At 72.1% G+C, this 23,095-nt stretch carries 27 protein-coding genes; 13 read left to right on the top strand and 14 right to left on the bottom strand.

The window, feature by feature from the left end; genetic code table 11:
* Positions 1 to 69: 69 nt before the first annotated feature.
* The gene (locus tag D8M35_RS02645; protein WP_126890425.1) at positions 70 to 921 is read right to left on the bottom strand and encodes an HNH endonuclease family protein; all 852 of its coding nucleotides are present in this window, start codon (positions 919 to 921) and stop codon (positions 70 to 72) included.
* Between the two features lie 95 nt (positions 922 to 1,016).
* Between D8M35_RS02645 and D8M35_RS02640 the strand changes: the two genes are divergently transcribed.
* A complete protein-coding gene (locus tag D8M35_RS02640) occupies positions 1,017 to 1,796 on the top strand; it encodes an aldo/keto reductase (protein WP_126890424.1) in 780 nt (259 codons plus the stop codon).
* 19 nt (positions 1,797 to 1,815) lie between these two features.
* Here D8M35_RS02640 and D8M35_RS02635 read toward each other — a convergent pair whose 3' ends face one another.
* The 3 genes from D8M35_RS02635 to D8M35_RS02625 are packed head-to-tail and all read right to left on the bottom strand — an operon-like array spanning position 1,816 to position 5,928.
* On the bottom strand, positions 1,816 to 2,232 hold the full coding sequence (locus D8M35_RS02635) for a PIN domain-containing protein (RefSeq protein WP_238638067.1): 417 nt from the start codon (positions 2,230 to 2,232) through the stop codon (positions 1,816 to 1,818).
* Positions 2,232 to 2,513: a hypothetical protein gene (locus tag D8M35_RS02630; protein ID WP_126890422.1), complete on the bottom strand. Its 282-nt coding sequence runs from the start codon at positions 2,511 to 2,513 to the stop codon at positions 2,232 to 2,234. The genes D8M35_RS02635 and D8M35_RS02630 overlap by 1 nt, the downstream gene beginning before the upstream one ends.
* Positions 2,514 to 2,568: 55 nt before the next feature.
* Entirely contained in the window at positions 2,569 to 5,928 is a 3,360-nt protein-coding gene (locus D8M35_RS02625; RefSeq protein ID WP_126890421.1) for a DEAD/DEAH box helicase, read from the bottom strand.
* Between the two features lie 95 nt (positions 5,929 to 6,023).
* Here D8M35_RS02625 and D8M35_RS02620 point away from each other — a divergent pair, with 95 nt between their 5' ends.
* The 3 genes from D8M35_RS02620 (at position 6,024) to D8M35_RS02610 (ending at position 7,460) form a co-directional block, all read left to right on the top strand.
* Positions 6,024 to 6,587 (top strand): hypothetical protein, encoded by a 564-nt coding sequence (locus tag D8M35_RS02620; protein ID WP_126890420.1) that lies wholly within the window; start codon positions 6,024 to 6,026, stop codon positions 6,585 to 6,587.
* A 63-nt stretch (positions 6,588 to 6,650) separates the two neighbouring features.
* A complete protein-coding gene (locus tag D8M35_RS02615; RefSeq protein WP_238638063.1) occupies positions 6,651 to 7,100 on the top strand; it encodes a BLUF domain-containing protein in 450 nt (149 codons plus the stop codon).
* 72 nt (positions 7,101 to 7,172) lie between these two features.
* On the top strand, positions 7,173 to 7,460 hold the full coding sequence (locus D8M35_RS02610; protein WP_126890419.1) for a hypothetical protein: 288 nt from the start codon (positions 7,173 to 7,175) through the stop codon (positions 7,458 to 7,460).
* 561 nt (positions 7,461 to 8,021) lie between these two features.
* Here the strand turns inward: D8M35_RS02610 and D8M35_RS02605 are convergent.
* On the bottom strand, positions 8,022 to 8,357 hold the full coding sequence (locus D8M35_RS02605; protein WP_126890418.1) for a hypothetical protein: 336 nt from the start codon (positions 8,355 to 8,357) through the stop codon (positions 8,022 to 8,024).
* 160 nt (positions 8,358 to 8,517) lie between these two features.
* Between D8M35_RS02605 and D8M35_RS02600 the strand changes: the two genes are divergently transcribed.
* The gene (locus D8M35_RS02600; RefSeq protein ID WP_126890417.1) at positions 8,518 to 8,874 is read left to right on the top strand and encodes a hypothetical protein; all 357 of its coding nucleotides are present in this window, start codon (positions 8,518 to 8,520) and stop codon (positions 8,872 to 8,874) included.
* Between the two features lie 63 nt (positions 8,875 to 8,937).
* Here D8M35_RS02600 and D8M35_RS02595 read toward each other — a convergent pair whose 3' ends face one another.
* A complete protein-coding gene (locus D8M35_RS02595; RefSeq protein WP_126890416.1) occupies positions 8,938 to 10,347 on the bottom strand; it encodes an amino acid permease in 1,410 nt (469 codons plus the stop codon).
* Between the two features lie 46 nt (positions 10,348 to 10,393).
* Here D8M35_RS02595 and D8M35_RS02590 point away from each other — a divergent pair, with 46 nt between their 5' ends.
* The gene (locus D8M35_RS02590; RefSeq protein ID WP_126890415.1) at positions 10,394 to 10,885 is read left to right on the top strand and encodes a DUF427 domain-containing protein; all 492 of its coding nucleotides are present in this window, start codon (positions 10,394 to 10,396) and stop codon (positions 10,883 to 10,885) included.
* 76 nt (positions 10,886 to 10,961) lie between these two features.
* On the opposite strand, the gene D8M35_RS02585 is transcribed toward D8M35_RS02590, so the two are convergent.
* Positions 10,962 to 11,294, bottom strand: a complete 333-nt coding sequence (locus D8M35_RS02585; protein WP_126890414.1) for a hypothetical protein — start codon at positions 11,292 to 11,294, stop codon at positions 10,962 to 10,964.
* Positions 11,295 to 11,407: 113 nt separating this feature from the next.
* Here D8M35_RS02585 and D8M35_RS02580 point away from each other — a divergent pair, with 113 nt between their 5' ends.
* The 3 genes from D8M35_RS02580 to D8M35_RS02570 all read left to right on the top strand — a co-directional run bounded on the left by D8M35_RS02580 (position 11,408) and on the right by D8M35_RS02570 (position 12,874).
* A complete protein-coding gene (locus tag D8M35_RS02580; RefSeq protein WP_126890413.1) occupies positions 11,408 to 11,794 on the top strand; it encodes a hypothetical protein in 387 nt (128 codons plus the stop codon).
* On the top strand, positions 11,794 to 12,339 hold the full coding sequence (locus tag D8M35_RS16970) for a DUF6264 family protein (RefSeq protein WP_238638062.1): 546 nt from the start codon (positions 11,794 to 11,796) through the stop codon (positions 12,337 to 12,339). Before D8M35_RS02580 ends, D8M35_RS16970 begins: the two co-directional genes overlap by 1 nt.
* 94 nt (positions 12,340 to 12,433) lie before the next feature.
* Positions 12,434 to 12,874, top strand: coding sequence for a hypothetical protein (locus D8M35_RS02570; RefSeq protein WP_126890411.1), 441 nt, complete (start codon positions 12,434 to 12,436; stop codon positions 12,872 to 12,874).
* A gap of 2 nt (positions 12,875 to 12,876) precedes the next feature.
* Here D8M35_RS02570 and D8M35_RS02565 read toward each other — a convergent pair whose 3' ends face one another.
* On the bottom strand, positions 12,877 to 13,491 hold the full coding sequence (locus D8M35_RS02565) for a hypothetical protein (RefSeq protein ID WP_126890410.1): 615 nt from the start codon (positions 13,489 to 13,491) through the stop codon (positions 12,877 to 12,879).
* Positions 13,492 to 13,778: 287 nt separating this feature from the next.
* Positions 13,779 to 15,290 (bottom strand): APC family permease, encoded by a 1,512-nt coding sequence (locus D8M35_RS02560; protein ID WP_238638061.1) that lies wholly within the window; start codon positions 15,288 to 15,290, stop codon positions 13,779 to 13,781.
* A 123-nt stretch (positions 15,291 to 15,413) separates the two neighbouring features.
* Here D8M35_RS02560 and D8M35_RS16310 point away from each other — a divergent pair, with 123 nt between their 5' ends.
* Positions 15,414 to 15,842, top strand: coding sequence for a hypothetical protein (locus D8M35_RS16310; protein WP_153257422.1), 429 nt, complete (start codon positions 15,414 to 15,416; stop codon positions 15,840 to 15,842).
* A gap of 33 nt (positions 15,843 to 15,875) precedes the next feature.
* Here D8M35_RS16310 and D8M35_RS02550 read toward each other — a convergent pair whose 3' ends face one another.
* The 3 genes from D8M35_RS02550 to D8M35_RS02540 are packed head-to-tail and all read right to left on the bottom strand — an operon-like array spanning position 15,876 to position 18,542.
* Positions 15,876 to 16,496, bottom strand: a complete 621-nt coding sequence (locus tag D8M35_RS02550) for a uracil-DNA glycosylase (RefSeq protein ID WP_126890409.1) — start codon at positions 16,494 to 16,496, stop codon at positions 15,876 to 15,878.
* Positions 16,493 to 17,695 (bottom strand): glycosyltransferase, encoded by a 1,203-nt coding sequence (locus tag D8M35_RS02545; protein WP_126890408.1) that lies wholly within the window; start codon positions 17,693 to 17,695, stop codon positions 16,493 to 16,495. The genes D8M35_RS02550 and D8M35_RS02545 overlap by 4 nt, the downstream gene beginning before the upstream one ends.
* 10 nt (positions 17,696 to 17,705) lie before the next feature.
* Positions 17,706 to 18,542 (bottom strand): DUF429 domain-containing protein, encoded by an 837-nt coding sequence (locus tag D8M35_RS02540; RefSeq protein WP_161972570.1) that lies wholly within the window; start codon positions 18,540 to 18,542, stop codon positions 17,706 to 17,708.
* Between the two features lie 366 nt (positions 18,543 to 18,908).
* Here D8M35_RS02540 and D8M35_RS02535 point away from each other — a divergent pair, with 366 nt between their 5' ends.
* Together D8M35_RS02535 and ligD are read left to right on the top strand one after the other, a co-directional pair.
* Positions 18,909 to 19,574, top strand: a complete 666-nt coding sequence (locus tag D8M35_RS02535; protein WP_126890406.1) for a G5 domain-containing protein — start codon at positions 18,909 to 18,911, stop codon at positions 19,572 to 19,574.
* A 34-nt stretch (positions 19,575 to 19,608) separates the two neighbouring features.
* Positions 19,609 to 20,628 carry a non-homologous end-joining DNA ligase gene (ligD, locus tag D8M35_RS02530; RefSeq protein ID WP_126890405.1) on the top strand — a complete coding sequence of 340 codons (1,020 nt, stop codon included), beginning with the start codon at positions 19,609 to 19,611 and terminating at the stop codon, positions 20,626 to 20,628.
* A gap of 23 nt (positions 20,629 to 20,651) precedes the next feature.
* Here the strand turns inward: ligD and D8M35_RS16305 are convergent, their stop codons facing one another.
* Both D8M35_RS16305 and D8M35_RS02525 read right to left on the bottom strand, forming a co-directional pair.
* Complete coding sequence (locus tag D8M35_RS16305; RefSeq protein WP_153257421.1) at positions 20,652 to 20,795, bottom strand: hypothetical protein; 144 nt, start codon at positions 20,793 to 20,795, stop codon at positions 20,652 to 20,654.
* 101 nt (positions 20,796 to 20,896) lie between these two features.
* Positions 20,897 to 21,940 (bottom strand): ATP-dependent DNA ligase, encoded by a 1,044-nt coding sequence (locus D8M35_RS02525; RefSeq protein WP_126890404.1) that lies wholly within the window; start codon positions 21,938 to 21,940, stop codon positions 20,897 to 20,899.
* An 87-nt stretch (positions 21,941 to 22,027) separates the two neighbouring features.
* Here D8M35_RS02525 and D8M35_RS02520 point away from each other — a divergent pair, with 87 nt between their 5' ends.
* Positions 22,028 to 23,071: an MBL fold metallo-hydrolase gene (locus D8M35_RS02520; RefSeq protein ID WP_126890403.1), complete on the top strand. Its 1,044-nt coding sequence runs from the start codon at positions 22,028 to 22,030 to the stop codon at positions 23,069 to 23,071.
* The last annotated feature ends 24 nt before the right edge of the window (positions 23,072 to 23,095 follow it).

The raw sequence follows: 23,095 nt of genomic DNA, 5'->3' as shown, positions 1-23,095 counted from the left end.
GTCCGGATCGATGCGCCTGCATCGACAGCTTTTAGGCTACACCTGTCGTATAGACGGGCGATCAGGTGCTCAGCACCGGTCGAGCACCCGCGCCATCGCGTCGCGCTCCGCCGGCGCCACCCACAGCCGGTAGGCCGTCTTCACCATGACCTGGTGCTCGACGTAGGTGCAGCGGAACGCCGTGTCCGCGGGGAGCCAGGTCGCCGCATCGCCCGACCGCTTCTGCGCGTTCGAGTGACCGTCGACGGCGAACAGGTTCGCAGGGTCGTTCGCCAGGGCCTCGCGCTGCTCCTGGCTGAGCTGCCGCGCGCCGGTGCGCCACGCGTTCTCGAGCGCGACGACGTGGTCGATCTGCACGAGGGTCGACGTCCGGTTGCCCCGCACGAAGTCCACGCGCTCGCCGGTGTACGGGGAGACGAGGGTGCCGCGCAGGACCTTGCACGGGCCCTGCCGTTCGACGTCGGTGAGGTCGCGGGCGAGCACGTCGTTCCGGGTGTCGCAGCCGTTGTGGTCGACGTCGAGCCAGGCGGTGCCGAAGCGGGCCTCGCGGTCGTAGCCGGTGGCGGGGGCCTTGCCCTTCACGGGCAGGGCGGCGAGCTGGCGGCGGGCGGTCTCGGCTGCGGTCGCGTCGGACGGGCTCATCGGCTCGGTCGCGTCGACGGTCGGCCGGGAGGCGCCGCCCGGCCCGGCCCCGCCGCCCGCGTCGGTCGTCGGTGCGGCGGTGATCGTCGGTGCGGCTGTCGACGAGGGCGTCCCGTCCGCGCTCGCGTCGGCGTCGGCATCGGTCACGCCGGTGGTGTGCAGCAGCCAGCCGGCCAGGGCGACCACCGCGACGAGGCCGAGCGAGGTCAGCGAGGCCCGAGCCCTGCGGCGTGAGGAGGTCGAACGGGTGGAACGCGGACGGCGTCGACGGGACGTCATGGGGAGAGCCTTCGGTGGTGCGGTGGAACGGGCCCGGGTGGACCATCCCCGATCATCCCGTGCGGCACCGACGGAGCGAGGCGTAGACACGGGTCATGACCGATCACGCGAATCCCTCCGTGCCCGTCACCGGTGGATCGATGCCGCTCCTCGGCTTCGGCACCTGGCAGATCCCGGACGCCGACGCCCCCGCCGCCGTGGGTGCCGCCCTCGAGGCCGGCTACCGCCACATCGACACCGCGACGGGCTACTCGAACCAGCGCGGCGTCGGGAAGGCGCTCGCCGACTCCGGCCTGGCGCGCGACGACGTCTTCGTCACGACCAAGCTCCCGCCGGACAACGCAGACCGTGTCCGGCAGACCATCGAGGAGAGCCTCGAGCAGCTCGGGCTCGACCACCTGGACCTGTGGCTCGTGCACTGGCCGCCGAACGGCGAGGCCCGACCCGACGTGTGGGAGCAGGTCGTCCAGGCGCAGGCCGACGGGCTGACCCGAGCCGTCGGGGTGAGCAACTACTCGCTCGCGCAGATCGACGAGCTGACCGACGCCACCGGGACGACACCGGCCGTGAACCAGATCCGGTGGAGCCCGGCCGAGTACGACGCCGAGGTCGCCGCGGGGCTGCACGAGCGCGGCGTGGTGCTCGAGGGCTACAGCCCCTTCAAGGCGAGCAACCTGCAGGACCCGACGCTCGTCGAGATCGCCGAGGCGCACGACGCCGACAGTGCGCAGGTCATCGTCGCGTGGCACGTGGCGCACGGGTTCGTCGTGATCCCGAAGTCCTCGAACCCGGAGCGCATCCGGTCGAACGCGCTCGGGGCACACCTCGAGCTGTCCGCGGACGAGGTGTCGCGGATCGACGGGCTCGCCGGCTGATCCGGTCGCGACGGCGGGCTCAGGTCGGGAACGGCCAGGGCCCGCCGTCGTCGTACGGTTCGGCGACGACGAGGCCCTCGGCTCGTGCGATGCGGCCGAGCTTCCGATCGAATGTCGCGAGCTGACCCTGCAGGCGCTGAGCCGTGACGAGGACGACCGCATCCGGCATGCCGAGCCGACGGGTGGCACGGACGTCGGCGGCCCTGCGAGCGGTGCCGTCCGTCACCGGGACGACGGTGACGCCGAGCCGCGCGATGGTGCCGCGCTCGCGGTCGGCGTGCCCGCGGGAGGCTGGTCGGACGAGCATCTCGGCGAGCGTCAGGGCCGAGGTGCAGAACTCGTCCCACGCGTGGTCCTCGATCAGGTCGTACGCGCGCTCGTGCAGACCGTCGCCTTCGTCGAGGAGCGCGATGACGACGTTCGCGTCGAGGACCATCACCGCGCCGGCTGCCTCCGCGGTCGCGCTGCCGCGCCTGACCAGACCCCACGGCTGCCACCGAAGGAGCCGCCGAGGGTCACCTCCGCACCGTTGCGCAGGCGGAAGGTGGACGTTGCGGTGGCCGGATCGCGGCGGATGACTCCCGTCCGAGTTGGCTCGGGCTCGGGCTCGAGATCGGGCTCGACCTCCGGGTCGGCGTGACTGCGCGTCAGGAGGTCCGCGACCGGGACGCGCGGCGCGGGACGAGGCTGGGCGGAGCGGCTGTCGTCGACGAACATGCGGCGACGGTACTGACGCGGATGCCCGGGCGCGAAGGAGTTCGTATGTCGCTGCTCAGCTGAGCAGGGAGCGGATGTCGTCGGCGGACAGGTCGTCGGCGAACAGGGCGTCGTCGTCGATCATGGTCGCGAAGAGTTCCGCCTTCTTGGCGGCGAGGGCGAGCACCTTCTCCTCGATGGTGTCCTCGGCGATGAAGCGCTGCACGTTCACCGAGCGGGTCTGCCCGATGCGGTGCGTCCGGTCGACCGCCTGGGACTCGGCGGCCGGGTTCCACCAGGGGTCGAGCACGAAGACGGTGTCCGCCTCGGTCAGGGTCAGCCCGAAGCCGCCGGCCTTGAGCGAGATGAGGAACGCGGGCGCGGTGCCGTTCCGGAAGCGGTCGATGACCTGCGGACGCTTCCGGGTCGACCCGTCGAGGTACTCGTAGCCGATGCCGCGGGCGTCGAGCGCCTCGGCCACCATCCGCAGGAACGTCGTGAACTGGCTGAAGACCAGGGCGCGCCGGCCCTCGGCGGCGAGCTGTTCGAGCTCGTCGAGCAGCAGGTCGAGCTTCGCCGAGGGAACGGGCTCCGTACCGGCAGCGACGTCGCCGTCGGCGTCCTGGTCCGCCTGGTGCACGAGTGCCGGTGACAGCGCGAGCATCCGGAGGAGCGTCAGCGACCGGAAGACGATCATCCGGTTGCGCGCGAGGTCGTCGATGAGGTCGAGGACCTTCAGCCGCTCCCGGTTCAGGGTCGTCTCGTAGAGCGCACGGTGCGCGGGGTCGAGCGTCACCCGGACGACCTGCTCCTGCTTCGGCGGCAGGTCGGCAGCGACGCTCTCCTTCGTCCGTCGGAGCATGAGCGGGCGGATCCGGCGACGGAGTCGGGCGGTGAGGTCCTTGCGGGCGTCCCCGCGCAGGTCGGGGGAGCCGAGCGGCTTCACGTAGTCGTCACCGAAGCGCGACCACGACGACAGCAGCCCGGGCGCGACGACGTGGAACAACGCCCAGAGGTCGGTCAGCCCGTTCTCGAGCGGGGTCCCGGTGATCGCGAACTTCACCGGCGCGGGCAGCTCGGCCGCGACCCGGTGCGTCTGCGACTGCGGGTTCTTCACGAACTGCGCCTCGTCGAGCACGAGCGCCGACCAGGACACCCCGGTGTACTCGGCGGCGTCGAGGCGCAGCAGTGCGTACGACGTCACGACGACGTCCGACTCCGCGGCGGCACGGGCGACCCGGGTGTGGTCCTTGAGCGAGGTCGCCGTGACGGTGGTCACGCGGAGCGACGGGGTGAAGCGTGCTGCCTCGTCCGCCCAGTTGCCGACGACCGACGTCGGCGCGACGACGAGGAACGGCGGGGCGTCGGGCTCGGCCTCGCGGGCGGCGGCGATCATCGCGAGCACCTGCAGGGTCTTGCCGAGACCCATGTCGTCCGCGAGTACCCCGCCGATGCCGTGCTCGCGGAGGAACCGCAGCCAGGCGTAGCCGGCGTGCTGGTACGGACGGAGGTCGGCGTGCACGGTGTCGGGCACGGGGACCTCGTCCGGCGGTGCGGCGTCGAGCAGGCCAGCGGCGATGCGCTGCCAGCGTTCGTCGTGCTCGGTCTCGTCGGCTAGCTGATCGAACTCCGACCACAGCCCGGCCTGCAGCGGGGTCACCGTCAGGGCCTGGTCGGGCTCCCACTCGTCGAGCTCGCGGGCTTCCTCGATGAGCTCCTTGAGCCGGTCGAACGTCGGATCCGCCAACGACAGGTACGACCCGTCGACGAGCTTCATGCGGCGGTCGCGCTTCGCCAGCGCCCGGAGCAGCGGGGTGAAGGGGATCTGCCGCCCGTTCACGGTGACGAAGATGCCGAGGTCGAACCAGTCGTGCTTCTCGGACGGCATCGTCGTGACACGGATGTGCGGGCGGCCGGTCAACCGTTCGTGGTCGCCGGGCTCGCCCTGCACGACGGTCCGGACGCCGTGTGCGGGCAGGGCGGGCAGGAGTTCGGTCGCGAAGACCGCGACGTCCGCACCGTCGACCGTGCCGTCCTCGAACCAGGCGAGACCGCCACCAGGGCCGGGAGGCGCAGATCGCCTGCCGTCGTCGGCCTGCGCCGACGGGTCGGCCGGGTCGTCCGCGGCGCGCACCCCCGACAGGTCGGGGAGCGGGCCGTGCAGCGTGACCGGGTCCTTCCGTCCGTCGACGTGCCAGCGCCACTGGAGGTGCAGGCGGTCGTCGGTCCGCGGAGCCCGGGCCGGCTCGAACGTCGCCGTCAGGACGAGCTCCGCCGGTGTGCGCTCGGGGAGCTCGACCGAGCCGTCGGAGCTGACGAGGCCGAGCGCTCCGCGGAGCCGCGGCGACCAGTCGGCCAGGAACTCGTCGACCGACTCCGGCGGGACGGTGACGCGCGCACCCTCGACGAGCATCCGGCGCTGGTCCGCCGGGACGGGTGAGGCGGTCGGTGCCAGGGTGACGTGGAACTCGGGGCTCTCGCGGAAGGCGTAGACGCCGTGGTCGCCGATCGTGCGCGCCGAACCCTCGGGCACCGGGCGCCCGTCGACGACCGCGCTCGCGCCGATGACCAGCGCGCCGTCGTGCCGCGCGGCGTCGAGGAGCACACGGGCCTCGCTCCCGAGCGCCGCGCCGCCCTCGCGCTTGCCGGTCACGAAGGCGATCCCGAGCCCGGGTGCCTGCTGCAGGAGCGGCCAGAGCAGCGGGCTGCCGAAGTCGTCGAGGTGCACCCAGTCGCTCTCGCCGGGCAGTCCCGCGAGCTGCCCGGCTCGGTGCAGCGCGGAGAACTGCAGGAACCAGGCGTGCTGCTCGTGTGGGATGCCGAGCCGGTTCATCGAGTAGGGGAGCGTGCCCCAGGTGAGCTGCCCGCGGACCCAGTTGCCCGCGGCGCTCCGGGTGACCGGGCGCACGCCGAGCCGGACACCGCGAGCTCGCGACGGCAGCGCCCGGCCGGCGGCTCGCGCTCGTGAGGCGAGCGCGGCCGGGACGGCGTCACGCAACTCGAACTGCAGACCCATCGGCGTGCCCTGCGGGTCGACCACCTGGTCGTCGTCACCGGCGAGGCGGGCGAGGTCGAGCCTCCAGTCCGGGGCGGGAGGAGCGGCCGGGGGAGTCGCTGCTCGGGGTTCGGCGGCGAGGGCCCGCGCGTTGATGGTGAGGAGCGCGGCGGCGACGTGCTTGCAGTCGCCGCCGAGGGGGCAGGAGCACGTGCTGCGGACGGGGCGGACGAACTCGCCGCGGGCGACGGTGGTCTCGACGCGGAGTTCGTAGGGGTCGTCGGCGGAGCCGGAGACGGTCGCGGTGACCGTGCCGTCGTCGTCGTGCCAAGTGGCGTCCTCGACCAGGCCGGCGCGGACGACGTCGCGCGCACGGCCGAAGGTCTGCGGCCCGACGAACCGGATGACGTCGACGGCGTCGATCATCGGGGCGGCGGGCACGGGTCCATCGTGCCAGGCGCCACCGACCTCCGCTGCTGGCCCTCCGCTGCTAGCGTGGGCGGGCGCCGGAGGGCGCGCGACACGAGGGGGATCGCATGGGGAACGCAGTGCGCAGCAGCGCCGTGGTGGCAGGGGCAGTGGCGACGGTGGTCGCCCTGTCGGGGTGCAGTGTGCTCGGCGCGGGGACACGGACTGCCGAGGCGCCGGCCCCGAGCGCGAGCGCGACGACGGCGGCGACGCCCGGCAAGGCGTCCTGCGACCTCGCCTCCGGGACCGGGTCGGTCTCCGTCGAGGAGACCGCGGACGCCTACCGCGTCGAGTGGTCCGGCGTGCCGACGGACGACGACGGGGCGCGGCAGGAGTACCAGGTGCAGCTCGGCACGGAGTCGCAGGACGACCACATCACGATGTACATCGAGTTCGACAGCATCACCGGGGCGACCACCTACGGATGGTTCGACCCGGACACCCTCGACGTCGATCCGGTGCCCGGTGAGCCCGACACGTCGGCCGGCACCGTGGTCGGTGTCTTCCCGAAGCAGCGGGACATCGACGCTTCGTACTGGTCGCCGTCGTGGTCGAAGACCACCACCGAGGACTCGGACACGACGTACTGCACCGATGACGGTCAGGTCCTCGACTGGACGCCACTCGCCTGAGGTGACTGTCCGCGTCCCGTTCTGGGGGCGTCGCTGACAGCGGCTCAGGTGCAAGATCGATGCGTGCTGCAGTCACTGGTGTACATGAGCTCCGCCACCGAGCCCTTCGACGAGGCTGACCTCGAGGCAGTGCTCGACCACGCCCGGACGCGGAACACCGCCGACGGGCTGACCGGCATGCTCGTGCACCGGGGCGGACGCTTCATGCAGCTGCTCGAGGGGCCGTACGACGCGGTGATGGCGACCTACGGACGGATCGTCGCGGACGAGCGGCACGACGACGTTCGGCTCCTCGTCGAGGAGTCGATCCACACGCGGCGGTTCCCGGAGTGGTCGATGGCGTACGACCGTGAGTCCGATGGTGTCGCGGTGCCCGAGGGATTCAGCACGTTCCTCGACCAGGGGGACCAGAGTGCCGACCAGAGCCGCCCGCGTGAGCTGCTGCGGTGGTTCCGGAACCACCCGATGGCGGACCCGACGGCGGCGAAGGGCAAGCACCGGCGCGACGCCTGACGCCGTTCGACTGTCGTGCTCGGGGACCTGGATCGATCGGGTCATACTGGTCCGGTGACGACACTGCGAGGCATGATCCGCTCGACCGAGACGCGCGAGGCCGAGGGCTACGCGGACTCCGTCGTGGCGGCCAAGGAGGCAGCGGTCGCCGCACTCGACCTGGACGGGTTCGCGCTGACGCAGACGAACGCGGTCGAGAGCAAGGCGACGGGGGAGACCACGATCAAGGCGACCGCGCGGTCGAGCGAGACGCGAGAGCACGAGGCGTCCGGGCCGAACTACGAGGCGGCGCTGGCCGCCTACCGGAACACCGTGCCGGAGGGGTGGCAGGCGCAGCACGTGTGGGTGGTGGCGGAGTAGCGCGGGATCGCTGATCAGCGTTCGGCTGCGCCTGCGGCGGGCCCGTCGATGCTGTAGACCGTCGGCTCCGGGACGGGCACGGACGCGTGTTGCCGGAGCCAGAAGCTCCCACCGCCCACGGTGAGTCGGTAGGGGCCGGGAGCCCGGTTGTACCGCCCGTGCGACGGCGTCGCGGTTGTCGGAGTAGATGCGCCGCGACAGGGTCAGGTGCCCGCAGTCGGTCGTCTCGAGGGACACGGCCGGGTGCGAGGAACCGGCACCCTTGGCTGACCGGTTCGACACGGTGACGGCTCGCGCTGACGTGATCGTGCAGGTCACCTGCTCCTGGTGTGCGTCGTCGTAGGCGACCATGACGAACAGCCCCGGGATCGCCGACAGCGTCGTGACGAAGAAGCAGAGGGAGAACAGCGTGAACAGCACGTTGCGCACCTGTCTCGGCTTCCGGTCCGCGGTGAGATTGTCGAAGAAGGTCGTGAACTCCGTCCACGGCTCCGTGGCGTTCTGTTCGAGCCAGTGGACGAGGACGTCGTGGTTGCGGTGGAACCGGTCGGTGGAGAAGCCTCAACCACGCGCGGTCCGGCCGCGGATGGTGGTGTTGCCCGTTCCCGATGCGCTGAACTCGACGAGCTCTCCGGGCGAGATCGTCCGGGTCCGCCGCAGGTGCGGCACCACCTCGAGTCGATCCGGGAACACGCGGATGCGGTTCCGGATGCTCCCGACGCTCATGTACAGGCCGAGCACACCGAAGGCGAGCAGCAGGCCGCTCGTCCACAGCTGGGTGAACCAGGCGCCACCGAACACCGCTCGGGTCGAGGCCAGCCAGACTCCGAGCGCGAGGACGCCCGTGCACAGTGCCGTCCAGGCGATCGGCGCGACGACACCTCCGCGGACCGTCACCGGACGCACGGTATCGGTGACCCGTGCTGCTTCCCCCACCACGGGTCGACACTACCGACCGAGGAGCGAGGACGACGCGAGTACCCAGCACGGGCGAGGCGTGACGACGGCCTGCCGGCGGAGGTGACAGCACGGCCGGAGACTGCTCATGATGGCGGTCATGAGTACGACCCAGACGATCGACGAGCCGTTCGCAAACGAGTTCGTGGACGCTGTGCGTGCCCGCTTCCGCGACAGCGAGCTCCTGTCTGACGGCATGGAGTGGGTGGCTGGCGGCGTCCAGCCGCCGGACGCAGCGATCATCCTCTACCGGGACCGGCCCGGCGGTCCGGTGCTCGGCCGGCGCTACCTCCTGCGGGAGTACTCGGCGCTCTTCGGCGGCGAGACGGCGCAGTGGCTCGCGACGGAAGCGTGGGTGTCCGACATCACCGACCCGTCGGGGGACGGAGCGCCGAAGGACGTCGACTGGGCGGAGGGACTCGTGCCCGATCCGACCGAGGTCCGCTGGCTCGACTAGGACCGGCGGTGCGCGTGCTCTCCTGACGGGAGCACGCACACCGTCGCCCTCGGGCGAGGAGCTTCAGCGTTGTTCCGTGGCCAGCTTGCTGTGCTTCCGCGAGTACCCGAAGTACACCCCGAGCCCGATCGCGAACCAGATCGCGAACCGCACCCACGTCTCCCACTGCAGGAACGTCACGAGCCACAGCGACGCGACGACACCGATGATCGGTACGACGGGCATGAACGGGAGCTTGAACTGCCGGTCGAGGTCGGGCTGCCGGTAGCGCAGCACGATCACCGCCGAGCAGACCACGACGAACGCGAGCAGGATCCCGATGTTCGTCAGCTCCGCCACGACGCCGATCGGCAGCACCCCGGCGAGCACCGCCGACGCGATGCCCAGGATCCAGGTGACCCGGGTCGGCACGTGCCGCTTCGGGTCGGTCTTCGCGAACCACTTCGGCATGAGCCCGTCGCGGCTCATCGAGAACCAGACGCGCGAGGCACCGAGCATGAAGGTGACGAGCACCGTCACGATGCCGACGATGGCACCGATCGCGATGACGTTCGCGACCCCGCCGAGCCCGACCGACGCGAACGCCGACGAGAACCCCGAGGCCGGGTCGATGTCGGTGTACTTCTGCATGCCGGTGAGCACCAGGGTCGCCAGGACGTACAGGACCATCGCGATGCCGAGGGACAGCAGGATCGCCTTCGGCATGTGCTTCCGGGCGTCGGTGGACTCCTCGGCGGCGGTGGACATCGCGTCGTAGCCGAACACGGCGAAGAACACGGTCGCGGCGCCGGTCATGACGCCGCCGAAGCCGAACGGGAAGTACGGCGAGTAGTTCGCGCTGTTGATGTGGAACACCCCGAGCACGACGATGAGCACGACGAGGCCGACCTTGATCGCGACGGCGACGAGCTCGAAGCGGGCGGCGCTCCGGATGCCCCGGGTCAGGACGAAGGCGGTGAGCAGGCAGAGCAGGATCGCGAACACGTCGACCACGTGCCCGTCACCGGTCCCGGGCGCGCCGAGCATCCACGCGGGCAGGTCGATGCCGAACTGCCCGACCAGGAAGCCGACGTAGCCGGAGATGCCGATCGCGACGACGGCGACGATGGCCGTGTACTCGAGCAGCAGGTCCCAGCCGATGAACCACCCGACGACCTCGCCGAGCACGGCGTACCCGTAGGTGTAGGCGCTGCCGGCCTTCGGGATGAGTCCGGCGAACTCCGCGTACGACAACGCGGCGGCCGCGCTCGCGACCCCGGCGATGAGGAAGCTGATGAGGACGGCGGGCCCGGCGACACCGTTCGCGACGGTGCCGGCGAGCGTGAAGATGCCCGCGCCGATGATGCCGCCGATGCCGATGGCCGTCAGCTGCCACAGGCCGAGGTGCCGTTTCAGGCCGCCCTCGCCCTCGGGTCCGTCGTCGATGGTCTCGATGGGCTTCCGCCGGAAGATCCCCTGTGTCGTCGTCGTCACGCGCCCACTCTGCTCCTTCTGCGGCGGTGGTGGTAGACCCGGCTGTATGCGTCGTGCAGCTCGTGTCGAACCCGGTCCCGGTCAGGAGTCCGTCTGGGACTACCCGCGTCCTCCCGCCGTCGAGGCCGTCCCCGAACGGGTCGTGGTGCGGCTCGGAGGTGCGGTCGTGGTCGACACGACCGATGCGGTGCGGGTGCTCGAGACCTCGCACCCGCCGGTCTACTACGTGCCGATGACGGGGGTCGAGCTGCGCCCGGCGCAGGGGTCGAGCATGTGCGAGTTCAAGGGGCGTGCACGCTACTTCGACGTGCTCGGCGGGGACGGGGTCGTCGCGCCCCGGGCGGCGTGGAACTACCCGACGCCGGAGCCCGGGTACGAGGACCTGCGCGACCGGATCGCGATCTACCCGTCGGCGGTGGACTCCTGCGAGGTCGGCGGCGAGGTCGTGCAGGCGCAGGAGGGCGACTTCTACGGCGGGTGGATCACCTCGCGGGTGGTCGGACCGTTCAAGGGCGGGCCGGGCACCCTCGGCTGGTGACCGCACGTCGAGCCGGACCATCGGGGCGGACGTCCGCCGCGCCTCCAGGCCGTCGACCGGTGCTGCCCGCCCGCCGTCAGCGACGCGCGTAGGGCGACCAGAACGGCGGCGGGAAGCCGCCGTCCGTCGCGAAGGCGAGCAGCTGCCAGGTCATCATCACCAGGCCGAGCGCACCGAGCACCAGCCCGATCCACGCCCACACGCGCACCGCTCGTCGACGACCGGCGAGGCGCACCGCGCGGAGGCCGCAGAGCACGCAGACGATGCCGAAGACGGCCTCGAGGAGCACGTGCCGCACCATGTCGGCGGCGGGCACGATGATGCCCATCCAGAGCGAGAGGGGAGCGAGCAGCACGGCGACGGTCGCGAGGACGGCGGGCGGTTCGTGGTCGCGAGCGACGGCTGCCATGGGTCCGAACCTACCGAGGTGGAAGGCAGCGTGCCAGCATGCCTCGACCGCCGCGTCGCGCGCTGCCGTCCGACGCGCCGGACGGTTCTCGTGGGAGCGAGCACGATGGGGGCATGCGTTCCTTCGTCCGTGTCCTCCTCGGTGCCGCGCTCGTCTTCGCCGGCACGAGCCACCTCACCTTCGCCCGCCGTGACTTCCGCGCCCAGGTGCCGGACTTCGTGCCGCTCGACACGGACACGACGGTGCTGGCCTCGGGCGTGGCGGAGATCGGGCTCGGCAGCGCGCTCCTGGTCACGCCGCGCAGCCGCCGGAAGACCGTCGGCACGATCGCGGCGCTGTTCTTCACGGTGATCTTCCCGGGGAACCTGTCGCAGTGGGTCAACCGGCGCGATGCGTTCGGGCTCGACTCGGACGAGAAGCGGGTCGCCCGCCTGTTCGGGCAGCCGCTGCTCATCTGGGCGGCGCTCTGGTCGACGCGCGGGTCCGGTACGGGGCGCTGATGTCCGCCCCGGCTGCATCGCAGGACCCGGACCTGTCGTCCGGGCCCGTCGACGTGGCCGGGTCGGACGCGGCGGTGGCGTCGGCTGCGTCGCTGGCTCCGCCTGCATTGCCGGGTTCACCTGCGTCCGCGTCCGCGTCGGCGTCGCCGGCTCCGTCTGCGTCGTCGGCGTCGTCCGGCCGGGAGGCTCGGGGCGCCGCCCGCACGCCCCGTCACGTCGTCGACGTGGTGGCGACGGTGCTGCTGCTCGCCCTGCTCGCCGTCGAGGCGGTGGCCGCCGGGGGCGGCATCGTCTTCCTGTCGATGGCGTTCCACTCGTGCGCCGCTCCCGGCACCACGTGCGACGCCGGCCTCGGTACCGGGGTGGTGACCGTCGGACCGGTCATCGTCGCGCTCGTGTTCGTCGGGACGGTGGTCGGCTGCGTGCTGCGACTCGTCCGTCGACGGCTCGCCTGGCCCCTGGCACTCGTCGGGATCGCGGCGATGGTCGTCGTCTTCTTCGCCGCGCTGCTGCTCGTCGACGCCGCGGTCCAGCACGGGTTCTGACCGTCCTCCTGCACAGCGGACGACTTCGGCGACGGCGTCCACAGATCGTTGCTCGGCGCTGCTCGCGGCCGCTGGCGTCCCGCAGGCTCGGGGCATGTCAGGAACCGATGTGCTCGACCAGCTGTTCACCACGTCCGCACGCACCGACGCCGACGTCGTCGCCCTCGTCTCCGGGGTCGTCGGACGCCCGATCCGGAGACAGTGCTGGGTGCTCTTCCTCGACGAACGGGCGATCCCGGTGCCGTTCCTGCTCCCCGTGTCCGACCTGCCGCTGCAGCCGGACGAGCACGTCGAGGACTTCGCCACGCTCGTCGCCGAGGTCTGCGTCGACAACTCCGCGGCCGAGGTGGTGCTCGCGTGGGAACGGCCGGGCGAGACCCAGCTGTTCCCGGTCGACTGGGAGTGGATCGACGCCTGCGCGTGCGCCTTCGCCGAGCGGGCGGTGCGCCTCCGGGGGCAGGTCGTCGTGAACGCGACGGGAGCGTCGATGGTCGAGCTCCACGACGCCGAGGAACTCGGGCCGGTGCTGCGGTGACCTCAGCCCTGCGGGGCGGTGTCCGGCACGGTCTGGCCGGTCAGCCCCTCGACGACAGCCTTCGCCTCCGGCCAGGACTTCGCGTAGTGGTCCGGGTCCGCGTTGATCTGCACCGCATGCGCCATCTGGGTCGGGGTCATCGTCTTCCACCCCGGCGTCTTGACGAGCTTCGTGAAGAACATCGTCGCGGCCGTGTACGGGTCCATCCGCTGCTCGTAGGTGCCCCAGGCGCCGTTGTCGCGCTGCTGGAAGAGCCCGCGGCTGTCCGGTCCGGCGGCGTCCCCGTGGTCGAGATTCACCAGGCTCGACTCGCCGATCGCGGTCATCACGCCGACGGCCTGGGTGTGCGGGCCGATGCCGAGCGCCTGTGCGGCCTCGATCACGTACGCCGCGTTCACCAGACGGTCCTGGCAGAAGCCGGCGATCGGTCCAGCGGGCACCACGATGCCGCCGACGGTCCGCGAGGGGACGTCCGGGCATGCGGGTTCGGCGGTGACAGACCTGGCTGCACCGGTCAGCGAATGCACGGCGATGACGACGACGACCACCACGCCGATGACGGCTGCGACCACCCCTGCCCCGAACACCGAGGCGATGGTGATGCCGGCGCGGCGCATGGCGGGTCCTTCCGGGCGGGTGGTCCGTCGCGAGGGCCGGACGGTCGGGTGCAGAGCACGACGAGCGTACGGGCGTCGGCTGGGAACCGCAGCCGCCCGATCGGGGGTGTCGGCAGCCGAGGACCCGGCCCGCCGCCCGCCGCTCACGCGGCCTGCCGCTCACTGTCCGCAGGTCGGCCCGGCCTCCGGAGATCAGTCTCGCCGTCGCCCGGAGCGGAAGGCGGCCGACAGCGAGATGAGGGCGATCACCCCGACGGACACCGCCAGGATGATCTCGCTCGCTTCCATCAGCCGTCCCGCCCGTCGTCACGCCGCCCGTCGGTGCGCTCGGCGTGGCCGCCGTCCGCGTGGTGCCGGTGACCCGTGCCCGGGGGGACCACAGCGGTGGGCTCGGTGACGAGGCCGGTCGGTGCCTTCTCGGTCTGCTTCCGACCGTGCGTGAACCAGGTGAGGAGCCAGAGCAGGACGCCGAGGCCGAGCAGCGCTCCGGCGATCTGGTACTGCTGCGGGTCCCGGCCCGACGAGAACGGCAGCACCAGCCACAGGCAGGTCACGACACCGATCACGGGGATCACGACTCCCGCCCGGAAGTGCTTGTGGCCGACGCGGTCCCGACGGAGCACCAGCACCGAGAGGTTCACGACCGTGAAGACCGAGAGCAGGAGCAGCGAGGTGGTGCCGCCGAGGACCACGACGATGGGGGAGTCCGGGTCGAGCGACACCCATCCGATGAGCAGCAGCGAGATGACGGTGGTGAAGACGATCGCCGTCGACGGGGTGCGGCGGGCCGGTGACACCCGCGACAGGAACCCGGGCAGCACCCCCTGCTTGCTCATGCCGTAGAGCAGTCGGGACGCCATCATCATGTTGATCAGCGCCGTGTTCGCCACCGCGAACATCGAGATGAACGGCAGCAGGTCGGCGATCGGGAAGTCCGGCGCCGCGGTCTGCACGACCGTGACGAGCGGCGTCTCGTTGCCCGCGAGCTCACCGATCGGAACCACGGCGACGGCGCAGATGGACACGAGCACGTAGATGACCGCCGTGATGCCGAGGCCGGTGAGCATCACCTTCGGGAAGATCCGCGACGGGTCCTTCGTCTCCTCGGCCATGTTGACCGAGTCCTCGAAGCCGACCATCGCGAAGAACGCCAACGACGTCGCGGTGGACACCGACAGCAGCAGGGACTTGTCCTCGGGGGTGTCGAACATCACCACGCGCGAGAAGTCCGCGTTGCCACCCGCGATCGCCCAGAAGCCGATGAGGATCACCATCACCAGACCGGACAGCTCCACGAGGGTGAGCACGACGTTCGTCTTCACGCTCTCGCTGACTCCGCGGAAGTTGACCGCCATCACCGCGAGCATGAAGCCCATCGCGATGAGCATCACGACGCCGTTCGGCAGCTCGAGGCCGAAGCCGGCGCCGAGGTTCGCCGCGAACGCCCGAGAGGCCGTGCTCGCTGACGTGATGCCCGAGCACATCACGATGAACGTGACGATGAAGGTGACGAAGTGGATCCCGAACGCCTTGTGGACGTAGAGGGCGGCGCCCGCCGTCTGCGGGTACTTCGTCACGAGCTCCAGGTACGAGAACGCCGTCAGCAGCGCGACCGCGAACGCGATGAGGAAGGGGAGCCACGCGGCGCCGCCGACCTCCGCGGCCACCTGACCGGTGAGTGCGTAGACACCGGTGCCGAGGATGTCCCCGACGATGAAGAGCAGCAGCAGCTTGGGCCCGATGACGCGCTTGAGCGTGGGCTGCTCCTGCTGCGTCGCGTCCGACTTGGTGGTGGTCATACGTCAGCCTTTCCCGAGGGATGGCACTCTGTCTACTCTCACAGGAAGATCGCCGCTGCCTGCAACACGCCCGTCTCCTGATCACGCGGTCGCTCACGGGTGCCGGTCGCTACGCTCCGGGACATGCACGACGATTCCGACACCACCGAAGAACCCGTCGAGTTCGCCGACTTCAACGCGAAGCTGCTCGTGCTCGACGTCCTCTGCTACGACCTCGGCGTCCTCGAGCCCTACGACGGGGACGAGGACGAGGACAGCGGCGAGGACCTCGACGTCGAGGGGCAGGACGACCGCGCCCGCGAGTACTACGACGACCTCGACCTGCTGCCGTCGCACCTGGCGCTGGTGACGGAGCTCACCGTCGACTCCGACCTCGAGGTCCTGCAGGACGTCCACCCCGGCTGGGACGGCTCCGACGACCGGTACGACCCGCAGAACTGGGACGACGTGCTCGACCTCCCGGCGCTGACGACCGTGTACGCCGCCGCGCCGCTGCCCGGGCACGTGACCGAGCGCCTCGCTGCGAAGGGCGTCGAGGTCCGCTCCGCCTGACCCTGCTCGGCGCCGGGCACAGCGCAGCCCGCGCTACCGCTGCAGCGCCCGCACCTGCTCGGTGAACTGCGCTGCGCCACCCTGCGCCGGGTGCCGCACCGCCACGGCGTCGATGCCCGCCAGCGCGAGCGCTCCCTGTGCCTTCCGCCCGACCGCGACGACCCGCACCGGGTGTCCGGCGCCGCGAGCCGTACGCAGCGCCTCGAGCAGCGCGAGCGCGACCGGGGCTCCCGCGCGCACCTCCGCCGGGCGTGGGGTCCGGTTCGTCAGCCGATCGGGCGCGACGAACGGGTGGTGCGGGAAGATCGCCCACGCAAGGGGCAGCGGCCCGGACCAGTCCTGCAGCGCAGCGTGCACGACCCGCGACGAGGCCTCCCACGGTGCCGTCGGTGCCGGCGGAACGAGGACGTCGAACCCGAGCGAGTCGAGCTCCCGCATGCTCGTGAAGGGGATGCCCGTGTTCGTCATGCCGCGCCACCCGGGCGCCTCGGCGACGAGCACGGTGTCGGCAGCAGCCCCGACGTGGGACAGGTAGGCCGACAGGTTCGCCCGTCGGAGCCGCCCCTCCGCCGAGTCGGTCGAGTAGAGCGCCTCGGCGTCGTTGGCCACCGGAACGGCGTCGAGCGCGGCCCAGAACGCCCCGAGGCCGGTCACGAGCGTCCGAGCACCCGGCGGTAGACGTCCTCGAGTCCGGCAGCCGACCGCTCCCAGCTCAGGCGCTCGGCGTGCTCGCGCCCAGCGGCAGCGAGCCCGGCGGCGTACGCGGCGTCGGTCAGGATCCGCTCGATCTCGGCGGCCCAGTCGCCAGGGTCCCGCGACTCAAGCACGACCCCGGTCTCCCCGTCGACCACGGCCTCCCGCAGTCCACCGGCCGCCGCGGCGACGACGGGCACCCCGGAAGCGGAACCCTCGAGCGCGACGAGGCCGTACGTCTCCGAGTGCGACGGCACGAGCACGGCCGCCGCGCCACGGAACAGGAAGGCCAGGTCGGCACGCGACTGCGGACCGACGAACGTCACGCGGTCGGCGATGCCGTGCGCGGCGGCGAGCCGACGCAGTTCGTCCACGTAGTCGCCCGCCTCGCTCGAGGCGTCGCCCGCGATGACGAGGGTGGGGCGGGCCTCCCGGCCGATGCCCGCCACCGCCTCGATCGCCAGGTCGAGCCCCTTGAGCGGTTGCACGCGCGCCGCCGCGACGACGTACGGGGTCTCCGCACGGCGCGCACCCGCACCCGCGGGGCGGAAGACGGATCCGTCGACGCCCGGCGGCACGATCCAGGTGCGCGACTCGTCGCCGCCCAGGCGGGTGCGGACGGTCGACGCCTCGGCTGAGGACACGACGACCACGGCGTCGGACTCGCGTGCGAGCATCTGCTCGCCGGCGGGACGACCGGCGGACTCGGGGCGCTCGCCCTCGGACAGCGGGGTGTCCGACTCGGCCGCGATGGAGTGGAAGGACTGCACGTGCGGGATGCCCCGCTCGCGGGCGACGGGCAACGCGGCGACGCCGGAGAACCAATGGTGCGAGTGCAGCACGTCGTACGGGCCGAGCTCCTCGAGGCCCGCCCGGAACGGCTCGATGAACGCGTCGTGCTCGCCCTTGGGCACCGGCTCGGCGGGGCCGGCGGACAGGAACCGCAGGCACACGCCCGGCACCAGCGACACGCTGTCCGGCTGCGTCGGCGCCGATCGTCGCGTGATGATCTCGACCTGGTGACCGCGGTCGGCCAGGGCCTCGGCCTGGTGCCGGACGACGACGTTCATGCCGCCGACCTCGCCGGATCCGGGCTCGTCGCCGGGGGAGGTGTGCAGCGACACCAGCCCGATGCGCAGGGGTTCGGTCGTGGTGCTCACGGCGTCGAGCCTAGCCGCGCGGCCGCCGCTGGGACCCACGGGCGGGCGCCACCAGGACGGGCCGGCGGCCCGCCTCGTCCGGCGGGTCGGACGGGAGGCCCGGATCACCTCCCAGCACCTGCACCCGTCCGTCGCCGTGCCGCTCCCAGAACGCGGCGGTCCAGGCGCAGAGGGCACCGTCGAGCAGGTCCTCCCGGTGCTTGTGCGTCGGCCCGTGCAGCACCGAGGGCTCGGCGAGTCCGGCCGTCAGCGGATGCGAGTCGAGCAGCAGCGGCGGGTCGAGCGGAGTCGTGCGCAGCCGGTGCACGAGGTCGTCGAACGCCTCGGCACGCCGCTGCCGGGCGACCGCTGCCGGCACCTTCAGGTCGAGGCGCTTGTACCGCGGACGCTCGTCGTCGTAGCCGAGCTCCTCGACACCCACGAGCGTCGTGTACGGGTAGCACTCGAAGGCCGCCGGCCCGGTGCGCTCGCGCATCGCGGCGGTGTCGCTGACGTAGCCGATCCCGAGCGCCGTCAGCCGGTCGAGCAGTCGGGCGCCGGCGCTCGCCGCCGAGGCCAGGTTCGTCGGGTTCGCCGCGACCTTCCACCGGCCGTAGCGCTGCCCGACCTGCCGCTCGGCCTCGCGGATACCGGTCGGGTTCGTCACCACGAGCGAGGCGTCGACGGCGACCAGGGTCCGCGGGCCGAGGTGCGCCGCGATCCAGTCCGTCACGGCGTCGACCCCGCGGGCCCACCCGGCGTCGGTGATCGTGCCGTCGTCGGCCATCGCGACGAGGCCGGTCTCGTTCGCGGGCTTCCGGTCGCTGCCGAGTCCCCACGCCAGGTCCACCCCGAGGTACGCCGTCACCGGTCCATCGTGCCCGCTGTCGCTCGGTCGACGCTCCACACCCGTCGCCGAGCGGCCCGGCCGACGCGCAGCAGCCGTTGCCGAGCGGGCAGGACATGCCGCCCGTGGTGCACCGAGCGGGCACGACATGCCGCCCGAGGTGCGCCGAGCGGGTGCAAGTCGTCGGCCGGAGGCGGTGAGCGTGACAGAACTGGCCCGCTGGGCGGGAGCGCTCGGCGGGAGCGGGAGCGGGCGACGGCGGTCAGGCGGCCTGCGTCCGGCATCGCCGAGGGTTCATCCGGTGGGCGCGGAGCCCCGTTCGGGGACTCGCGGTGACGCTGAGGTGTCGTCACTATCGACTCCGACCGGCCGGAAGGGGCAGATGGCATGCGGTGGGCAGCACTGAGGACGAAGACCAAGGCGACGATCGTCGTCGCGGTCGCAGCGACGATCTGGCTCGGGGGAGTGGGCTCGGCCGGAGCGCTCGTCGGGGCGGTCGCGTCGAACGCCGCCGATGCACGGCCCGTGACGGCGGTGGCGGCCGCCGAGACCGCACGTCCCGAGGCCACTCGCACTCCGACGCCGACTCCCACGCCCGTCGTCGCCGTCTCGGAGGAGACCGAGGACACCGCGATCCCGTTCGAACGGACCTCGGTCGACGACCCTGCGCTGCCGAAGGGACAGTCGAAGGTCACGACGGCCGGCGTCGACGGCGTCGAGACGACCACCTGGCGCGTGACCACGACCGACGGCGTGGAGACCGACCGTGTCGAGGTCGGCAAGGAAGTGACCCGTGCTCCGGTCGCCGAAGTGACGGCCATCGGTTCGTACGTCGCTCCTGCTCCGGTAGCGCCTGCTCCGGCACCGGTCCAACAGGCTCCGGCCGCTCCTGCGCCCGTGCAGCAGGCCCCGGCCCAGGGCACGATCACCCCGGGGGCGTTCTGCTCCGACGCGCAGAGCGGCGCAGTCGCACAGGCGGCCAACGGTCGCTCGTACCAGTGCGGAGGCAAGGGGCCCGACGCCAACGGCCACCTGCACTGGAACACCATGTGACCCGACGCCGGTCCGGCCGTGTACGGTCCGCTGCATGGCGAGCGAGGCGACGACGCTGACGGTCCCGGGCCCGGACGGCGACCGGGAGGTCCGGATCAGCAGTCCGTCCCGCGTGCTCTTCCCCGAGGTCGGCATCACGAAGCTCGACCTCGCCGAGTACCTGGTCGCGGTCGGGGAGCCCTTCGTCCGGGCGAACGGCGACCGGCCGATCTCGCTGCAGCGCTTCGGGTCGGGCATCGACGGCGAGTCGTTCTTCTCGAAGAACCCGCCGAAGGGCGCTCCCGAGTACGTGCGCGACGTCGTCGTGACCTACCCGAGCGCCCGCTCGCACCCGCAGCTGGTGATCGACGAGCCGGCGGTCGCGGTCTGGGCAGCGCAGATGAACACCGTCGTGTTCCACCCCTGGGCGTCCCGCGCCGAGGACTCCGACCACCCGGACCAGCTCCGCATCGACCTCGACCCGCAGCCGGGGACCGACTTCCACGACACCGTGCCGGTCGCGCACGAACTCCGGACGGTGCTCGCGGAGGTCGGACTGACGGCGTGGATCAAGACCAGCGGCAACCGCGGCCTGCACGTGTTCGCACCGATCCGGCCCGAGCACGAGTTCCTCGACGTCCGGCACGCGGTGATCGCGGCGGCGCGGGAACTCGAGCGGCGGATGCCCGACCGGGTCACGACGTCGTGGTGGAAGGAGGAGCGGGGGCAGCGCGTGTTCGTCGACTTCAACCAGGCGAACCGTGACCGCACCATGGCCGGTGCCTACAGCCCACGAGCCCTGGCGCACGCGAGCGTCTCGACGCCCGTCACCTGGGACGAGCTCGACAGCGTGGACCCGACGACACTGACGGTGCTCACCGTCCCGGAACGGCTGCGGACCGGCGGGGACCCGTGGGAGACCATGCACGAGGAACCGGGCGACATCGCGCCGCTCCTCGGCTGGTGGGACCGTGACCTGGCGGACGGCCTCGGCGAGCTGCCGTTCCCGCCGGACTTCCCGAAGATGCCGGGGGAGCCGCCGCGCGTGCAGCCGTCCCGGGCGAAGAAGGCCTGAGGGGCTGAGCAGCCCCCGTCGGCTCAGGCCGCGGCGACGTCCTCGGCGCGGTGCTCGGGCTTCGCGACTCGGCTGGTGTGCATCGGCAGCGTGACGCTCGCCGTGTGCAGGCGCGTCAGGCGGGACCAGGTGCCTCGGTTGGCGTCGCTGATGCCGTCGATGATCATGTCCCGCTCCCGTCTGCTGTGTGCTCCCGGATCCCCGTCCGGAAGTCACTAGTTAGCCTAACTACTGCGAGCATATTGACGCGCGACGGCCGGTGCAAGCGCTAGGACAGCACGTCACGCAGGTCGTACGCAGATGGGACATCGAGCTGCTCGAACCCGCATGACCGGGCGTCGCGGTCCGGCCGCCAGCGCTCGAACTGCACGGTGTGCCGGAACCGCTCGCCCTCCATCTGGTCGTACCGCACCTCGAGCACGCGCGACGGCTCGAGCCGGACGAAGGAGGTGTCGCGACCCGACGAGAACCGCGACCGTTCCCCGTCACCGGTCACGGGCCTCCCGTCCGCGTCGCGGAGCACGACGGGCTCGAGTTCCTCCACCAACTGCTGGCGCCGACGGTCGGTGAAGGCGGAGACGCCGCCGACCTGGCGGAGGTCGCCGTCCTCGTCGTACAGCCCGACGAGCAGCGAGCCGACGCCGCTGCCGCTCTTGTGCACGCGGTACCCGATCGCGACGACGTCGGCGGTCCGGTGGTGCTTCACCTTGAGCATCGTGCGCTTGTTCGGCTCGTACGCCTTCGCCCGCGGCTTCGCGACCACGCCGTCGAGACCGGCGCCCTCGAACGTGGTGAGCCACTCGCGGGCGAGGTCGACGTCGAGCGTGGTGCGGGTGACGAACAGCGGGTCGGTCATGCCCTCCGCGAGGGCCTCGAGTCGCTCGCGCCGTTCGTCGAACGGCAGGTCCACCAGTTCCGTCCCGTCGACCGCGAGCAGGTCGAACGCGACGAACTGTGCGGGGGTCTCGACGCTGAGCTTCCGGATGCGCGACTCTGCGGGGTGGATGCGCTGCGACAGGGCCTCCCAGTCGAGGTGCTCCGCGCCCGGCTCGCCGCTCCGCAGCACCACCTCGCCGTCGAGCACGACCGGGTGGTCGCGCCCGCCGAACTGCGCGCGGAACGCTTCGACGAGCTCCGGGAAGTACCGTGTCAGCGGCTTGGCGCCGCGGCTGCCGATGGTGACGTCGTCGCCGTCGACGGTCACGATCCCGCGGAAGCCGTCCCACTTCGGCTCGTACCGCAGCCCGCCGCGGACGCTGTCCGGGTCGGGCACGGTGGCGACGGCCTTGGCGAGCATCGGTGCGATCTCCATGCTGCCTGTCTACTCGCGGGTGCTCCGGTGGACGGACGGGAGGCGCGGCTCGCCGTGCTCGGTCGGCTCCGTCACTAGGGTGGTCGCGTGACGACCGTGCCCCCGCCGGCAGCGCCGGCACCGGAACCGATCAGCCCCGTGCAGGCCGCTGCGCTCCGCGCCGGTGCCCTGCCGCCCGTCGAGCAGGTCCGCCCCGGGGTCTGGACCATCGCGGTGCCGTTCCGCGGAGGAGTCCCGGACGCGACCCTGTCCTACGTGGTCGAGGGGACCGACGGCTCGCTCACCGTCGTCGATCCCGGCTGGGCGGCGGACGACGACCTCACGGTGCTCCGCGCGGGCCTCGCAGCGGTCGGGCGGTCCGTCGACCAGGTCGGACTCGTCGTGGTGACGCACCTGCACGCCGACCACCTCGGCGCCGCCGCAGCGCTCCGGCGCGCGAGCGGCGCCCGGGTCGTGATGCACCGGCTCGAGGTCGACGCCCTGCGTCGGGAACGGGAGGACGCCGCGGCGAACGACGCCGACATCGCCGGGTGGGGGCTGCCCGACGAGCTGGTCGCCGGCGTGGTCGCGGCCTGGGGGAGCGGACGTCGGATCGGGCTCGGGCGGACGGCGGAGCCCTTCGCGGACCTGCTCGTGGAGGACGGCGGCATGCTGCCGATCCCCGGGCGCGACGTCCGGGCGCTCTGGACGCCGGGGCACACCGCCGGGCACCTGTGCCTCGTCGACGAGGGCGACGGGCTGCTCTTCACCGGCGACCACGTGCTGCCGCGGATCAACCCGGGCATCGGCCTGGGCGGGCGGACGGCGACGAACCCGCTCGGCGACTACCTGGCCTCCCTCGCGCGGCTCGACGGGTACGCGCACCTGGAGGTCTGCCCGGGGCACGAGTACCGCTTCCGGGACGTCGTGACGCGTGCGCGGACGCTCGCGCGACACCGCGAGGAGCGCTCCCGGCACGTCGCCGAGGCGCTCGACGCGCTGACGTCCCCGACCCTGTTCGAGGTCGCGTCGCGCGTGCCGTTCAGTGGTGGGATCGACTCGATGTCGGGGTTCCTGCTCGCGAGCGCGCTGACCCAGACGGCCTTCCACGCGGATCTGCTCGGCCGGTCGGACGAGATCCGACCAGCCTGACGACGGGCCTGTCCGACCGGCGGG

The organism is Curtobacterium sp. HSID17257, from assembly GCF_003989515.1.
Taxonomy (GTDB): domain Bacteria; phylum Actinomycetota; class Actinomycetes; order Actinomycetales; family Microbacteriaceae; genus Curtobacterium.
Note: the sequence above shows the minus strand (reverse complement) of the source record. Positions and strands in the feature narration are given on the sequence as shown.

What these genes read in the sequence shown, in the direction of transcription:
- D8M35_RS02635 (WP_238638067.1), bottom strand. Translation starts at nt 2,232, where the DNA reads ATGGTCCTCGACGCGAACGTCGTCATCGCGCTCCTCGACGAAGGCGAC.
- D8M35_RS02525 (WP_126890404.1), bottom strand. Translation starts at nt 21,940, where the DNA reads ATGGAGATCGCACCGATGCTCGCCAAGGCCGTCGCCACCGTGCCCGAC.
- D8M35_RS02565 (WP_126890410.1), bottom strand. Translation starts at nt 13,491, where the DNA reads ATGCGCCGCGCCGGCATCACCATCGCCTCGGTGTTCGGGGCAGGGGTG.
- D8M35_RS02645 (WP_126890425.1), bottom strand. Translation starts at nt 921, where the DNA reads ATGACGTCCCGTCGACGCCGTCCGCGTTCCACCCGTTCGACCTCCTCA.
- D8M35_RS02535 (WP_126890406.1), top strand. Translation starts at nt 18,909, where the DNA reads ATGCGGTGGGCAGCACTGAGGACGAAGACCAAGGCGACGATCGTCGTC.
- D8M35_RS02640 (WP_126890424.1), top strand. Translation starts at nt 1,017, where the DNA reads ATGACCGATCACGCGAATCCCTCCGTGCCCGTCACCGGTGGATCGATG.
- D8M35_RS02585 (WP_126890414.1), bottom strand. Translation starts at nt 11,294, where the DNA reads ATGGCAGCCGTCGCTCGCGACCACGAACCGCCCGCCGTCCTCGCGACC.
- D8M35_RS02590 (WP_126890415.1), top strand. Translation starts at nt 10,394, where the DNA reads ATGCGTCGTGCAGCTCGTGTCGAACCCGGTCCCGGTCAGGAGTCCGTC.
- ligD (WP_126890405.1), top strand. Translation starts at nt 19,609, where the DNA reads ATGGCGAGCGAGGCGACGACGCTGACGGTCCCGGGCCCGGACGGCGAC.
- D8M35_RS02610 (WP_126890419.1), top strand. Translation starts at nt 7,173, where the DNA reads ATGATCCGCTCGACCGAGACGCGCGAGGCCGAGGGCTACGCGGACTCC.
- D8M35_RS02620 (WP_126890420.1), top strand. Translation starts at nt 6,024, where the DNA reads ATGGGGAACGCAGTGCGCAGCAGCGCCGTGGTGGCAGGGGCAGTGGCG.
- D8M35_RS16305 (WP_153257421.1), bottom strand. Translation starts at nt 20,795, where the DNA reads ATGATCATCGACGGCATCAGCGACGCCAACCGAGGCACCTGGTCCCGC.
- D8M35_RS16310 (WP_153257422.1), top strand. Translation starts at nt 15,414, where the DNA reads ATGCACGACGATTCCGACACCACCGAAGAACCCGTCGAGTTCGCCGAC.
- D8M35_RS02630 (WP_126890422.1), bottom strand. Translation starts at nt 2,513, where the DNA reads ATGTTCGTCGACGACAGCCGCTCCGCCCAGCCTCGTCCCGCGCCGCGC.
- D8M35_RS16970 (WP_238638062.1), top strand. Translation starts at nt 11,794, where the DNA reads ATGTCCGCCCCGGCTGCATCGCAGGACCCGGACCTGTCGTCCGGGCCC.
- D8M35_RS02570 (WP_126890411.1), top strand. Translation starts at nt 12,434, where the DNA reads ATGTCAGGAACCGATGTGCTCGACCAGCTGTTCACCACGTCCGCACGC.
- D8M35_RS02600 (WP_126890417.1), top strand. Translation starts at nt 8,518, where the DNA reads ATGAGTACGACCCAGACGATCGACGAGCCGTTCGCAAACGAGTTCGTG.
- D8M35_RS02560 (WP_238638061.1), bottom strand. Translation starts at nt 15,290, where the DNA reads ATGACCACCACCAAGTCGGACGCGACGCAGCAGGAGCAGCCCACGCTC.
- D8M35_RS02580 (WP_126890413.1), top strand. Translation starts at nt 11,408, where the DNA reads ATGCGTTCCTTCGTCCGTGTCCTCCTCGGTGCCGCGCTCGTCTTCGCC.